Origin of the sequence: Streptomyces sp. BA2, from assembly GCF_009769735.1 — a bacterium.
Classification (GTDB): Bacteria; Actinomycetota; Actinomycetes; order Streptomycetales; family Streptomycetaceae; genus Streptomyces.
Map to the genome: position 1 here is coordinate 8,387,617 of NZ_WSRO01000002.1, position 12,547 is coordinate 8,400,163.

Below are 12,547 nucleotides of genomic sequence, written 5' to 3' on the forward strand. Positions count from 1 at the left end.
TGTCAGGCACTGAGTGCCGGACGAATGCAAGGTGCGGCCCGTCGGCGGAGCCCGGCGGGCCGCGGTACGACTCTGGCATTGGCACTCAGTGCCAACAACCGGGGAAAGATGCCAAGTTCTGCGCATCTTCCCCCGCCGAATTGCCAACTCTGTTAACAGGAGCCACGGGTGAGCAAGACGTACGCGGGAGCGCGACTGCGACGGCTGCGGGAGGAACGCCGGATGAGCCAGGCCGACCTGGCTCGTGCCCTGGCCATCTCGCCGAGTTATCTGAACCAGATGGAGCACGACTCCCGGCCGCTGACCGTGCCCGTACTGCTGCGTCTCACGGAGGCGTTCGGCGTCGACCCCGGCTTCTTCTCCGAGCGCGACACCAGCCGTCTGGTGGCCGACCTGCGGGACGCCCTCACCGGCGAGGTGGCCGCGGGGCGGGTCTCCGCATCCGACCTCTCGGACCTGGCATCGCGCATGCCCGCCGTGGCGACGGTCCTGGTCGACCTCGGCCGCCGGAACCAGCACCTCACCGAACAGCTCTCCGAAGCCGCGGAGGGCCGGGGGCCGGGAACGGTGGCCCAGCCGCGTTCCGCGCACGAGGAGATCCGCGAGTTCTTCTACCGGCGCCAGAACTACCTGCACGACATGGACCTGGCCGCCGAGAGGTTCGCGGCGGAGATCGGCGTACGCCCCGGCGAGGTCGTTCGTGCCCTGTCGGCGCGCCTCGCCGAGCGCCACGGGGTGCGCCTGGTCGCGGACGCCGAAGGACTCCTGCACCACTACGACCCGACGGCCCGGGTCCTGCACCTCTCCAGCCGGCTGCGCCCCGGCCAGCAGGCGTTCCGGATGGCCACCCAGCTCGCGCTCCTGGAGTACGCGGACGAGATCTCCGCGCTCGCGTCGGAGGACTTCGGTCAGGAGACCGCGGCCTGGCCGCTGGCCCGCATCGGCATCGCCAACTACTTCGCGGCCGCGCTGATCCTGCCGTACCGCCGCTTCCACGCGGCCGCGGAGGAGTTCCGGTACGACATCGAGGGTCTCACCGACCACTTCGGCCTCGGCTACGAGACCATCTGCCACCGTCTCAGCACCCTGCAGCGCCCCCGGCTGCGCGGCGTGTCCTTCTCCTTCGTCCGCGTCGACCGGGCGGGCAACATGTCGAAGCGTCAGTCAGCCACCGCGTTCCACTTCTCCCGCGCGGGCGGCACCTGTCCGCTGTGGAACGTGTACGAGGCGTTCGCCGCGCCGGGCCGCATCCACGTCCAGGTCGCCTCGATGCCGGACGGGCAGCGTTTCCTGTGGACCGCCCGTGCGGTCACCCGGCACCGCGGCGGCTGGGGCGAGCCCGGCAAGACGTTCGCCATCGGCCTCGGCTGCGAGATCCGCCATGCCGGGCGGCTCGTCTACTCCGACGGCCTCGATCTCGACAGCGCCTCATCGGCCGTGCCCATCGGCATGGGCTGCCGCCTCTGCGAACGCACCGACTGCCCCCAGCGGGCAGTGCCCCCGCTGGACCGCCGCCTGGCGATCGACGAGAACAGCAGCACCTTCGTTCCCTATCCCGTGGCCGGGGAGCAGGCGAGGGACTGAAGAGTGCCGACATCAAGGACGGAGGCACATGGGCTGACCAGGGGCGTACGCCCTGGTCGTGTGCGCTCGCACGTGCCACAGGTGGCACGGTCCCGCAAGTTGTCAGGTAACTCGATTGCGCACTAAGGTCGCCACGCCTTGGTGCTCGGGAAATCCGGTGTGATGCCGGTGCGGCCCTCGCCACTGTGATCGGGAAGTCCGGCTCCAGCCCTCGCGGCAGCCACTGGGTACGCGCGTACCCGGGAAGGCGGAGTCCGGTCGGTACGACCCGTCAGCCAGGAGACCGGCCAAGGCGCGTTGTCCATCCACGAGGTGCTGGAGAGGGTCTGCTTAGCCATGCACATAGCCGAGGGTTTCCTCCCACCGGCGCACGCGATCGCCTGGGGCGTAGCGTCCGCGCCGTTCGTCGTCCACGGAGTCCGCTCCCTCACCCGTGAAGTCAAGGAACACCCGGAGAGCACTCTGCTCCTGGGCGCCTCCGGAGCCTTCACCTTTGTCCTTTCCGCGCTGAAAATCCCTTCCGTCACGGGCAGTTGCTCACATCCCACGGGCACCGGGCTCGGCGCGATCCTGTTCCGGCCGCCGATCATGACGGTGCTCGGCACCATCACGCTGCTGTTCCAGGCCCTGCTGCTCGCCCACGGCGGGCTCACCACGCTCGGCGCCAACGTCTTCTCCATGGCGATCATCGGGCCATGGGCGGGATACGCCGTCTACCGGCTCCTGAAGCGGTACGACGTACCGCTCATGGTCGCCGTGTTCTTCGGCGCGTTCGTCGCCGACCTGTCCACGTACTGCGTCACCAGCGTCCAGCTGGCCATGGCGTTCCCCGACCCCAGCAGCGGATTCATCGGCGCCCTCGGCAAGTTCGGCGGCATCTTCGCCGTCACGCAGATCCCCCTCGCGGTCAGCGAGGGACTGCTCACCGTCATCGTGATGCGGTTGCTCGTGCAGTCAAGCAAGGGTGAACTCACGCGGCTCGGCGTGCTGCTCCAGGGCAAGCGGTCGGGCGCGAAGGCGGACAGGAACACCAAGACGGAGACGGGGGCCAGCGCCTGATGAGCCGGAACGCGAAGATCAACACTCTGCTCCTCCTCATCGTCGCCGCGCTCGCCGTGCTGCCGTTGGCGCTCGGCCTCGGCGACGACGAGAAGGAGCCGTTCACCGGGGCCGACGCCCAGGCCGAGACAGCGATCACCGAGATCAAGCCGGATTACGAACCCTGGTTCTCGCCGCTGTACGAACCCCCCTCCGGGGAGGTCGAGTCGGCGCTCTTCGCGCTCCAGGCGGCGCTGGGGGCGGGCGTCCTCGCGTACTACTTCGGTCTGCGCAAGGGGCGCCGTCAGGGCGCGGAGATCGCGCGGGCCGAGGCCGAGGGGGCGCCTGCGGAGAAGGCCGCCGACGCGGAGAGCACCCGGGCCGAGACCGAGCAGGTCTGACCCCGCGTGCTGCCCATCGACGCGGCGGCGCACAGCAGTCGCTGGCGCCGCCGCCACCCCGTGGACAAAGCCGTGCTCGGGCTCGGCCTCACCGTCCTTGCGGTCTCCCTGCCGCCCTGGCCGGGTGCCGCCCTGGTCCTTGCCGCCGCGCTCGCCGTGCTGCTCGGGCCCGCCGGTGTGCCGCCGCGCAAACTGTGGCGCGCCTACCGCGTGCCGCTCGGCTTCTGCGTCACAGGCGCACTGACCCTCATCGTCCAACTCGGCGGGCCCGAAGGGTTCGTCACACTCGCCGACGGCGGCCCCGCCCGTGCGGGCGGTCTGCTCCTGCGCACATCGGCGGCCTCCCTCGGCGTGCTCCTGTTCGCCTTCACCACGCCGATGTCGGACCTGCTGCCCCGCCTGGTGAAAGCGGGTGTTCCGGCGCCGGTCGTCGACGTGGCCCTCGTCATGTACCGGATGAGCTTCCTGCTCCTGGACTCCATGAGCCGGATCCGGCAGGCGCAGGCCGCGCGCCTCGGCCACACGACCCGCGCCGCCACCTGGCGTTCCCTCGGCGGTCTCGGCGCCACCGCGTTCGTGCGGGCCTTCGACCGGGCGAGCAGGCTCCAGGCCGGGCTCGCCGGACGCGGGTACGACGGAACCCTGCGGGTGCTCGTGCCGGACGCCCGGATCTCCCGGAGCTTCGTGGCGGCAAGCGCCGTGCTCCTCCTGGGCCTTGCGGCCCTCACCCTTGTACTGGAAAGGCTTCTTCCATGAGCGAGCCGAGCGCTCCTCGCGAGCCGAGCGGGTCCTTGGTCGCTCTTCGGGCCGCCTCCTACGCGTACGAAGACGGGCCCACCGTGCTCAGTGGCCTGGACTTCGATGTCACCGAAGGCCGCGCGCTCGCGCTCCTTGGCCGCAACGGCAGCGGCAAGACCACCCTGATGCGGCTGCTGAGTGGTGGACTGCGCCCGGACCAGGGCGGATTGACGGTCGACGGCACCCCCGTGACGTACGACCGCAGGGGGCTCACCCGGCTGCGCACCACCGTTCAGCTGGTCGTCCAGGACCCCGACGACCAGCTGTTCGCCGCCTCGGTCGAGCAGGACGTGTCCTTCGGGCCGCTGAACCTGGGGCTGCCGGACGACGAGGTCCGCGGCCGGGTCGCCGAGGCGCTCGCCGCGCTCGACATCAGCGCCCTGTCGGACCGCCCCACCCATCTGCTCTCCTACGGCCAGCGGAAGCGGACGGCCATCGCGGGCGCCGTGGCGATGCGCCCCCGCGTCCTGATCCTCGACGAGCCGACCGCGGGGCTCGACCCCGACGGCCAGGAGCGCCTCCTGGCGACCCTGCAAGGCCTGCGGGACGCGGGAACGACCGTGGTGATGGCCACCCACGACGTGGATCTGGCCCTGCGCTGGGCCGACGACGCGGCGCTGCTCACCCCCTCGGGAGTGCGCGCGGGGCCGGTTGCGGAGATGCTCGCCCACAGGGACCTCCTCGCGCAGGCGGGCCTCCGCCTGCCGTGGGGAATCGCCGTCACGGAGCTGCTGCGGACGAAGGGCCTGCTGCCCGGGGCGGGCGACGGACCGCGCACTCCCGAGGAGTTGGCGGCGCTGATGGCCTCGGTGGTGCCCGGCGCGTCAGCGGGGTGACCGGCCCGGGGGCCGGGATCGGTCGGGCAGGAGTGTCAGGGCCAGGAGCGGGATCGCGGCCAGTGTGAGCCACGGGGCCCAGGGCGGCAGCCCTGCGTCCAGGAGTGAGCCCGTCGCGGCGCTGCCCGCCAGGACGATCAGGCCCGAGACCGAGGACAGGGCACCGGTGTAGAGGCCGAGCCTGCCGTCCGGCGTGAGATCGGGGACCCAGGCGCGGGCTGCCGGAGCGACCAGCATCTGGCCGAGGGTGAGGAGGACGACGAAGGCGGCGGCGGGCAGCAGCCCGGCCACCCCGGTCAGCGCGGCCGGGCGCGCGGCGGCCACCACGGTGAACCCTGCGGAGATGAGCACCAGCCCCGTCGCCATCGAGCGCCGTTGGTCCAGCCGCCCCGCCGCCCAATGCGTGACCGGGAGCTGCGTGGTCACCACAAGCAGGGAGGAGAGGGCGAAGAGCCAGGCGAGCGGCGCCTGCGACCCGGCCGTGCGCTCCACCTCCTCCGGCAGGGCGAGATAGAGCTGGTTGTACGCCAGGAGGTAGGCGCCGTACGCGCCGCACACCGCCAGGAAGCGGCGGTTGCGCAGCAACTCGCCCACTCCTCCTCGTACGCGGATCCGCTCGCGCCCCGGGATGTGCTGGGGCAGCAGCCACAGGTGCCCGGCAAGGACGAGGACGAAGACCCCGGCCCCGGCCAGGCAGACGGTGCGGAAGTCGACGGAGAGCAGCAGCGCGCCGAGGAGCGGACCGAGGAACGCGCCCGCCTGGCCGGCCACGGTCAGCAGGGCGAGGACACGAGTGCGCGGGCCGCGCCCCGACTCCTCCCAGAGCACCGCCTGCCGGGCGACCTCGGATTCCACGGCGGGCGAGAACAGGGCCGCGGCGAAGCCGATCAGGAGCACCGCGCCGATGACCGACCACGTCTGCTGCGCGTAACCGAGCCAGGCGAAACCGGCGATCCGCAGCAGGCAGCCGGTGAGCACGACCGGCCGTACGCCGTACCGGTCGGTCAGCGCGCCGCCCACGACGAACAGCCCCTGCTGGCTGAACGTCCGCAGACCGAGCACGAGGCCGACGAGCCAGCCCGCCATGCCGATCGCCGCGCCCAGGTGCTCTGCCAGGAAGGGCAGCACGGCGAAGAAGCCGATGTTGAAGGCGAGTTGGGTCAGGATCAGCAGGCGAAGGAGCGGTGACAGGTGCGGCCAGGTCGGTTCGCGGCGTACGCGCTTCGCGGGCCGCAGCCGCGCGGGCAAGGACAGCTGGTGTCGGACGCTCACCGGGCAGCCGCCCCGGCCGTGGCCAACTCCCGCTCCGAGGGGCGTACTTCGGCCGTGCGCGGGGGTTCGTGGGGTCGGCGCCTACGCCGCAGCCATCGGGGGACCGGCACGCCGCCCGCCGCCGTCACCGCGAGAGCGCCGAGCAGGGCGAGCGCGGCTGCCGGAGCGAGCAGGGCCCAGGGGGCGCGTTCCGCGTAGGGCTGGTTCTCGGCGAGCAGCAGACCCCACTCGGGGGACGGCGGCTGCGCGCCGAGGCCGAGGAAGCCGAGTGCGGCCAGGGCCAGCGCGACGGCGGGGAGCCGCAGCAGCGCGTGGCGGGCGACGGGCGGCAGAACCGCGGGCAGCAGATGGTGCCGGAGCTGGTGCCGACGGCCTGCGCCCAGACTCCGTGTCGCCGTCAAGTGCAGCGTGGCGCGCTCCTGGAGGAGCAGGGCGGCGGCATGGGCGGCCAGCGGAACCCACGCGACGGCGGCCACCGCGATCGCGGGGGTGGCCGCTCCGCTGCCCGCGACCCCGGCGACAAGGAGCCCCGCGAGCGTCGGCGGTATCGCGTTGAGCGTGTCGAGAAGCGGTCCGGAGAACCGCGGCAGAAGCCCGAGCAGGACGCCGGCCACCAGGGCGAAGGCGCTGATCCCCAGGGCCAGCGCGAGGGTGTGGAGCGCCCCGTGCCCGACCCGGGCAAGCACATCACGCCCCAGGGCATCGGTGCCGAACGGGTGCGCCCAGGACGGTGCTTGGAGCCGGGCCGCGGTGTCCAGGGCGAGAGGATCCCGGGCCAGGCTCAACAAGATGACGCCCACCAGCACACAGCCGCACAGCAGCGGCAGCCGACTCGGCGCGGGCGGCGCGGGAAGGTGCAGGGTCGGCAGAGCCCCGTCGCGCAGTGCGGGGCCGCTCGTGAGCCGGGACGCGAGGCGGAAGAGACCGCCCGCCACGGCGGCGAGCAGTACGAGCGCGAGCGTGCCGGCCTGGAGGACGGGCAGATCCTGTGCCACCGCGGCCTGCAAGGTGGTGCGGCCGAGCCCGGGAATGTCGAAGACCTGCTCCACGGCGACCGCGCCGCCGGTCAGGCCCACGAGGAAAAGACCGAGGTTCGGCAGCAGTCCGGGGACGCAGCGGCGCAGCGCCTGGCGCGCGACGCGTCCGTTCGGGATGCCGCGGGCCACGGCGGCCCGAGCCCACGGTTCGGCGAAGGCGCCGGGCAGCAGGTCGTCGAGGAGCCGCCCGAGCAGCGCCCCGGCGGGAAGCCCCAGCGATACGGCGGGCAGCACGAGCCACTTGGGCCCGTACCAGCCGAGGGCGGGCAGCCAGCCCAACTGCACGCCGACCACGGTGGCGAGCACCGATGCGGTCAGGAATTCGGGCAACGCGGCGACGACCGCCGCCCCGCCGCCCGAGCGACGGCGCCCGGAGAGCCGACGGCGGGAGCCGAGCCACAGGGTGCGGGAGCACACCGCGCCCGCCGTCACGACAGCCACCGCGAGCGCCGCCGACATGAGAAGCAACGAGACACCCAGGGCCTGCACCACGGAGGGCAGTACCGCCTCGCCGGAGATCCACGACCGCCCGGCGTCCCCGTGCAGAAGCCCACCCGTCCACTGGCCGAGCAGACGCAACGGGCCGTCGTCCAGGCCCAGTTCGCCGCGGACGGCGGCCAGGTCCTCGGGGGTGGGTGTGCGCTCCGCCGACCGGGCCTTGAGCACGGTGAGCGCCGGGTCGGTGCGCGACAGCCAGGGCAGCAGACCGATCAGGCACAGCAGCGCCGCTGCGATGACCACGCGCCAGAGCAGCGCAGGACCGCTGATGAGCCCCTTTCGCATGGGGTCCTCAGCGCCTGGTGCCGGTACCGACCAGCGTCCGCTCGTACGGGTCGAGGATCTCGCCCCGCACGGAGCCGCCGACGCCCGTGATGATCCGCTGGTGGACCAGCGGCACGACCGCGTCGGTGCCGAGGATCGCGGCCTCGGCGGCCATGGTCGCGTCCTGTCGCTTCGCGGGCTCGGCCGTGTTCTCGGCCTTCCGAACCGCCTTGTCGACCGATGTGTCGCACAGCTGCGAGAGGTTATAGCTGCCGTCGCAGGCGTAGTCGCTGGCGAGGACCGACACGGGGTCGCCGGTGTCGAGCATGGTGTTGCGGGCGCCGACGAACGCGTCGAACTTCCCGGCCAGCGCGTCGCCCTCGATGCGGGACGACTCGCGCACCTCGAGCGTCACCTCGAACCCGGCCTTCTGCAGCTGCTGCTTGAGGACTTGGGCGACCTCGGGAAGCTCGGGCCGGTTGTCGTACGTGGCCAGGGTGATGGACTTCCCGCCGGGCGAGGCGGCCCGCTTCCGTCCCTCGGGCTTGTCCCGCTTCCCCTCGGCCCAGTTCAGGGCGGGGCCGAAGATGCCCTTGCCGGTGTCGGCGTGGCCCTCGTACACGTCCTTGGCGAGCGCGGAGGTGTCGATCGCGGCACGGGCGGCGGCGCGCAGGCCGGGGTCCTTGAAGGTGCCCTTCTCGGTGTTGAGCTGGAGTGCCGTGGTGCGTGTCGTGGCGGTCTCGCGGCCGTGGCCCTTGTCGAGGGAGGCGGCCTGGGAGACGGGGACGGCCTCGGCGATGTCCATCTCGCCGGTGCGCAGGGCGTTGGTGCGCGCGGTGCCGTCGGCGATGAACCGCGCGTCGACGCCGGAGGCCTGGGCCAGGCCGCCCCAGTAGGCGTCGAAGCGGTCGAGGGTGGCCGCGGTGGTGCCGGTGGTCTTCGTGAGCTCGAAGGGCCCCGTGGCGGTGCCCACCGGGCTGACCTTGTCGCCCTTCGCGTACGCCTTCGGGGAGAGCACGGCGAGGCCGGGGCTGGACAGGCGCAGCGGAAGCGCCGGGTCGGGGTCGGCGGTGGTGATCCGGACCCGGTCCTTGCCGACGGGCTCGGCGGTGAGCGTGACGCCCGACAGGGCGGCGGTGACGGGCTTGGCCTTGCCCGCGTGGGTGAGGGCCGACGCGACGGCGGCCGGTGTGACGCGGGCGCCGTCCTGGAACTCCGCCTGGCGCAGGGTGAACAGCCAGCTGCGGTCGCTCTCCTGCTTCCAGGACGCGGCGAGCGCGGGAGCGGCGGTGCCGTTCGCGTCCAGCTCGGTCAGGCCCTCGGTGACGCCGAGACGGCTGAGGAGGGTGGCGTCGGCGCCGTACGGCGAGAAGTTCTCGGAGGGAGGGAAGGCCAGCGCGACCTTCAGGCGGGCGCCTTCCGCGGTGTCGCCGGCCGCGTCGTTCTTGGCGGCGAAACAGCCGGTGAGCAGGGGAGCGACGAGCAGTCCTGCTATGAGGGGACGGTGGCGGACGGAGCGCATGGTCCTCGTTCTCGGGGTGGAGTGGGTCCGGAGGTGCAGCAGCGCCATAGGTTACATGACAACCATTTCCATTAATGCATGGGTGCTTCGAAATGCAGGACACGCGATGCGCCGGGGTCCTCGCGCTCGTCGTGCACCACCTTCCCCAGGGAGCGCCAGAAGGCCTCGGCGCCGGTCACGGCCGGATCAGTGTGCAGATAGACGGACCGGTATCCGCCGTCCGTCGCGGCGAACTCCAGCAGCTCGCCGACCAGTTGCCGGGCCAGGCCGCGGCGCCGGTGCTCGGGCCGTACATAGACGCGCCGCAGCTGCGCCGTCTCGCCCGAGGGGAAGCGTTCGGCGATCCAGCGCGGGTTCGGCGGGTGCGCGGGGCCGCGGGAGTCGAGGGCTGCGGTGGCGGCGACCGCCCCGTCCCGCTCGTCCACCGCGACGAGCAGGGTGTGCCGGGCGGGTCTCAGATACACGCCGTCGAGGTCGATGATGTCGCCGTGCCAGCGCGGCACGTATCCCGTGTCGAAGTCGTGGTAGACGGTGTCGAGCATGACGGCTCGCGCGGCGCCGAGGTCATCGGCGGTGGCCCTCTTGATGCGGTATTCAAGCACCTGCACATCCTAAGCATTAAGCCGGACGTTGCATGGTCATGCGAAGTCATGCATACTCTTCCTATGTCCAAGGTCCTCACCTCCCTCCCCACCGGCGAGCGCGTCGGCATTGCCTTCTCCGGCGGTCTCGACACCTCGGTCGCCGTCGCCTGGATGCGTGACAAGGGCGCCGTCCCCTGCACGTACACCGCCGACATCGGTCAGTACGACGAGCCCGACATCGCCTCCGTGCCCGGCCGTGCCTCCGCGTACGGCGCCGAGATCACCCGGCTCGTCGACTGCCGTGAGGCGCTGGTCGAGGAAGGTCTCGCCGCGCTCGCGTGCGGTGCCTTCCACATCAGGTCGGGCGGGCGTCCGTACTTCAACACCACGCCGCTCGGCCGTGCCGTGACCGGCACGCTCCTGGTGCGGGCCATGCTCGAGGACGGGGTGCAGATCTGGGGTGACGGCTCCACCTTCAAGGGCAACGACATCGAGCGGTTCTACCGGTACGGGCTGCTCGCCAACCCGCACCTGCGGATCTACAAGCCCTGGCTGGACGCGGACTTCGTCACGGAGCTCGGCGGCCGCAAGGAGATGTCGGAGTGGCTGCTCGCGCACCAGCTGCCCTACCGCGACTCGACGGAGAAGGCCTACTCGACGGACGCCAACATCTGGGGCGCCACGCACGAGGCCAAGACGCTCGAACACCTCGACACCGGCCTTGAGACCGTCGACCCGATCATGGGCGTGCGCTTCTGGGACCCGTCGGTGGAGATCGACACGGAGGACGTGACGATCGGCTTCGACCAGGGCCGCCCGGTCACGGTCAACGGCAAGGAGTTCTCCTCCCCGGTCGACCTCGTCATGGAGGTCAACGCGATCGGCGGCCGGCACGGCCTCGGCATGTCCGACCAGATCGAGAACCGGATCATCGAGGCGAAGAGCCGTGGCATCTACGAGGCGCCCGGCATGGCGCTCCTGCACATCGCCTACGAGCGCCTGGTCAACGCGATCCACAACGAGGACACCCTGGCCGCCTACCACAACGAGGGCCGGCGCCTCGGCCGGCTGATGTACGAGGGCCGCTGGCTCGACCCGCAGGCGCTGATGATCCGCGAGTCGCTGCAGCGCTGGGTCGGCGCGGCGATCACCGGCGAAGTGACGCTGCGGCTGCGGCGCGGCGAGGACTACTCGATCCTCGACACCACGGGCCCGGCGTTCAGCTACCACCCGGACAAGCTCTCCATGGAGCGGACCGAGGACTCGGCGTTCGGCCCCGTGGACCGGATCGGCCAGCTCACCATGCGGAACCTCGACATCGCGGACTCCCGCGCGCGCCTTGAGCAGTACGCGGGCCTCGGCCTGGTCGGCTCCGGCCACCCGACGCCGATCGGCGCCGCGCAGGCGGCGTCGACGGGTCTGATCGGCGCCATGGACGGCGGCGGCGCCGAGGCGATCGCCTCGCGCGGCGGGACCACGGACGAGGAGTCGATGCTTGACCGCGCCGCGATGGAGTCCGGCACGGACTGACCACGGACCGACACGGCTCCACGGACCGACACGGCTCCACGGACCGACACGGCTCCACGGACCGACACGGCTCCACGGACGACACGGCTCACCGGTCGTACGTACACGGAGTGCGGGCCCCGGCGGAATTCGATCCGCCGGGGCCCGCGCACGTTCAGGATGTGGGAGCCGGGCGGCCGGCCGAGCGGTCGGCGCGGACCACGCCGAAGACGTCCGCCATCCGCAGCGCCGCATCAAGGTCGCCGTCGACTTCGATGACCTGGGCGCTGAGCGCGTCCTCAAGTGGCAGGGAGCCCGCGCCCAGTTGGAGCAGGGTGCCCAGGTCGGTGACGAGTGTCGCGACCGCGTCCGGGGCGGGGCCGAGGCCTGTTTCGACCGTGCCGTCGTCGACGCGGGCGTGGAAGACGAGATCGCCGATCACCCACTCATAGGTCTCGCGTACGCGGAGAGCGCGCTCGGGACGGAACGAGGCGCCGACGGCTCCGACGATGCCGTGGCGGCCGCCGGTGGCCTCGGGATGCGCGCCGAGGATGGTGATCACCCGTGCGGCGGCAGCAAGTTCACCCTCCAGCTGGGCGAGGCCGCGCGCGACGGCGTCCTCGATGTCCACGAGACGGGCGCCGACTGCCAGGAACGTCCCCAGGTCGGTCGTGATGGCGCAGACGGCGTCCGTGGCGCTGCCGTGCCGGATGTCGAGCACGCCGTCGTCGACACGGAGATGGAACGTGTCGCCGTCCACCCGGAACTCGTACGTCTCCCGCACGCCCCCGGCCTGTTCGGGCCGGAAGCTGGCGCGCAGACAGCCGAGCACCCAGCTGAGCCGGAAGGTGTCGCCCGGCCGGGGCGCGGTCGGAAGGTGCATGCCCCAGCGGGTGAGCTCGTCGAGCACCGGGCGCATGGCGGCGCCGAGTTCGGTCAGTTCGTAGACCGCCGACGGTGCGGGGGGCGGCAGCTTGGCCTGGCTGAGGATGCCCGCATCGCGCAGCGCGCGCAGCCGCTCGGCCAGGACGTTGGGGCCGATGCCGGGCAGCCCCGCGACGAGGTCGGTGTAGCGCCGGGGGCCGAGCAGCAGCTCGCGCACGATCAGCAGGGACCAGCGGCCGCCGACGACATCCAGGGCCCGCGCCGCCGGACAGGACTGGTCATAGCTGCGTGTCATGCGCGCCGGGCCGCCTTCCCCATT

11 protein-coding genes and 1 riboswitch are annotated in these 12,547 nt (G+C 72.1%); of the genes, 6 read left to right on the top strand and 5 right to left on the bottom strand.

What is annotated here, in order from left to right; all coding sequences use genetic code 11:
* Positions 1-168 precede the first annotated feature (168 nt).
* The 5 genes from E5671_RS40160 to E5671_RS40180 all read left to right on the top strand — a co-directional run bounded on the left by E5671_RS40160 (position 169) and on the right by E5671_RS40180 (position 4,657).
* A complete protein-coding gene (locus E5671_RS40160; protein WP_160509138.1) occupies positions 169-1,584 on the top strand; it encodes a short-chain fatty acyl-CoA regulator family protein in 1,416 nt (471 codons plus the stop codon).
* Between the two features lie 122 nt (positions 1,585-1,706).
* A riboswitch (cobalamin riboswitch) is annotated at positions 1,707-1,890 on the top strand.
* Positions 1,891-1,920: 30 nt separating this feature from the next.
* Positions 1,921-2,643 carry an energy-coupling factor ABC transporter permease gene (locus tag E5671_RS40165; protein WP_160509139.1) on the top strand — a complete coding sequence of 241 codons (723 nt, stop codon included), beginning with the start codon at positions 1,921-1,923 and terminating at the stop codon, positions 2,641-2,643.
* Positions 2,643-3,023: an energy-coupling factor ABC transporter substrate-binding protein gene (locus E5671_RS40170; protein ID WP_160509140.1), complete on the top strand. Its 381-nt coding sequence runs from the start codon at positions 2,643-2,645 to the stop codon at positions 3,021-3,023. Before E5671_RS40165 ends, E5671_RS40170 begins: the two co-directional genes overlap by 1 nt.
* Before the next feature lie 6 nt (positions 3,024-3,029).
* Positions 3,030-3,779 (top strand): cobalt ECF transporter T component CbiQ, encoded by a 750-nt coding sequence (gene cbiQ / locus E5671_RS40175; RefSeq protein WP_160509141.1) that lies wholly within the window; start codon positions 3,030-3,032, stop codon positions 3,777-3,779.
* Complete coding sequence (locus tag E5671_RS40180) at positions 3,776-4,657, top strand: energy-coupling factor ABC transporter ATP-binding protein (protein ID WP_160509142.1); 882 nt, start codon at positions 3,776-3,778, stop codon at positions 4,655-4,657. Before cbiQ ends, E5671_RS40180 begins: the two co-directional genes overlap by 4 nt.
* Here the strand turns inward: E5671_RS40180 and E5671_RS40185 are convergent.
* The 4 genes from E5671_RS40185 to E5671_RS40200 all read right to left on the bottom strand — a co-directional run bounded on the left by E5671_RS40185 (position 4,646) and on the right by E5671_RS40200 (position 9,852).
* Positions 4,646-5,893: an MDR family MFS transporter gene (locus E5671_RS40185; RefSeq protein ID WP_237330920.1), complete on the bottom strand. Its 1,248-nt coding sequence runs from the start codon at positions 5,891-5,893 to the stop codon at positions 4,646-4,648. The two genes, E5671_RS40180 and E5671_RS40185, sit on opposite strands and share 12 nt — an antisense overlap.
* 32 nt (positions 5,894-5,925) lie before the next feature.
* Positions 5,926-7,749, bottom strand: coding sequence for an ABC transporter permease subunit (locus E5671_RS40190; RefSeq protein WP_160509143.1), 1,824 nt, complete (start codon positions 7,747-7,749; stop codon positions 5,926-5,928).
* Between the two features lie 7 nt (positions 7,750-7,756).
* On the bottom strand, positions 7,757-9,250 hold the full coding sequence (locus E5671_RS40195) for an ABC transporter substrate-binding protein (RefSeq protein WP_160509144.1): 1,494 nt from the start codon (positions 9,248-9,250) through the stop codon (positions 7,757-7,759).
* Positions 9,251-9,321: 71 nt separating this feature from the next.
* Complete coding sequence (locus E5671_RS40200) at positions 9,322-9,852, bottom strand: GNAT family N-acetyltransferase (protein WP_160509145.1); 531 nt, start codon at positions 9,850-9,852, stop codon at positions 9,322-9,324.
* Between the two features lie 63 nt (positions 9,853-9,915).
* Here E5671_RS40200 and argG point away from each other — a divergent pair, with 63 nt between their 5' ends.
* On the top strand, positions 9,916-11,364 hold the full coding sequence (gene argG / locus E5671_RS40205; RefSeq protein ID WP_160509146.1) for an argininosuccinate synthase: 1,449 nt from the start codon (positions 9,916-9,918) through the stop codon (positions 11,362-11,364).
* Positions 11,365-11,518: 154 nt separating this feature from the next.
* On the opposite strand, the gene E5671_RS40210 is transcribed toward argG, so the two are convergent.
* On the bottom strand, positions 11,519-12,523 hold the full coding sequence (locus tag E5671_RS40210) for a winged helix-turn-helix transcriptional regulator (protein WP_160509147.1): 1,005 nt from the start codon (positions 12,521-12,523) through the stop codon (positions 11,519-11,521).
* Positions 12,524-12,547 lie beyond the last annotated feature (24 nt).

What these genes read in the sequence shown, in the direction of transcription:
- E5671_RS40165 (WP_160509139.1), top strand. Translation starts at nt 1,921, where the DNA reads ATGCACATAGCCGAGGGTTTCCTCCCACCGGCGCACGCGATCGCCTGG.
- E5671_RS40170 (WP_160509140.1), top strand. Translation starts at nt 2,643, where the DNA reads ATGAGCCGGAACGCGAAGATCAACACTCTGCTCCTCCTCATCGTCGCC.
- E5671_RS40180 (WP_160509142.1), top strand. Translation starts at nt 3,776, where the DNA reads ATGAGCGAGCCGAGCGCTCCTCGCGAGCCGAGCGGGTCCTTGGTCGCT.
- E5671_RS40190 (WP_160509143.1), bottom strand. Translation starts at nt 7,749, where the DNA reads ATGCGAAAGGGGCTCATCAGCGGTCCTGCGCTGCTCTGGCGCGTGGTC.
- E5671_RS40195 (WP_160509144.1), bottom strand. Translation starts at nt 9,250, where the DNA reads ATGCGCTCCGTCCGCCACCGTCCCCTCATAGCAGGACTGCTCGTCGCT.
- argG (WP_160509146.1), top strand. Translation starts at nt 9,916, where the DNA reads ATGTCCAAGGTCCTCACCTCCCTCCCCACCGGCGAGCGCGTCGGCATT.
- E5671_RS40210 (WP_160509147.1), bottom strand. Translation starts at nt 12,523, where the DNA reads ATGACACGCAGCTATGACCAGTCCTGTCCGGCGGCGCGGGCCCTGGAT.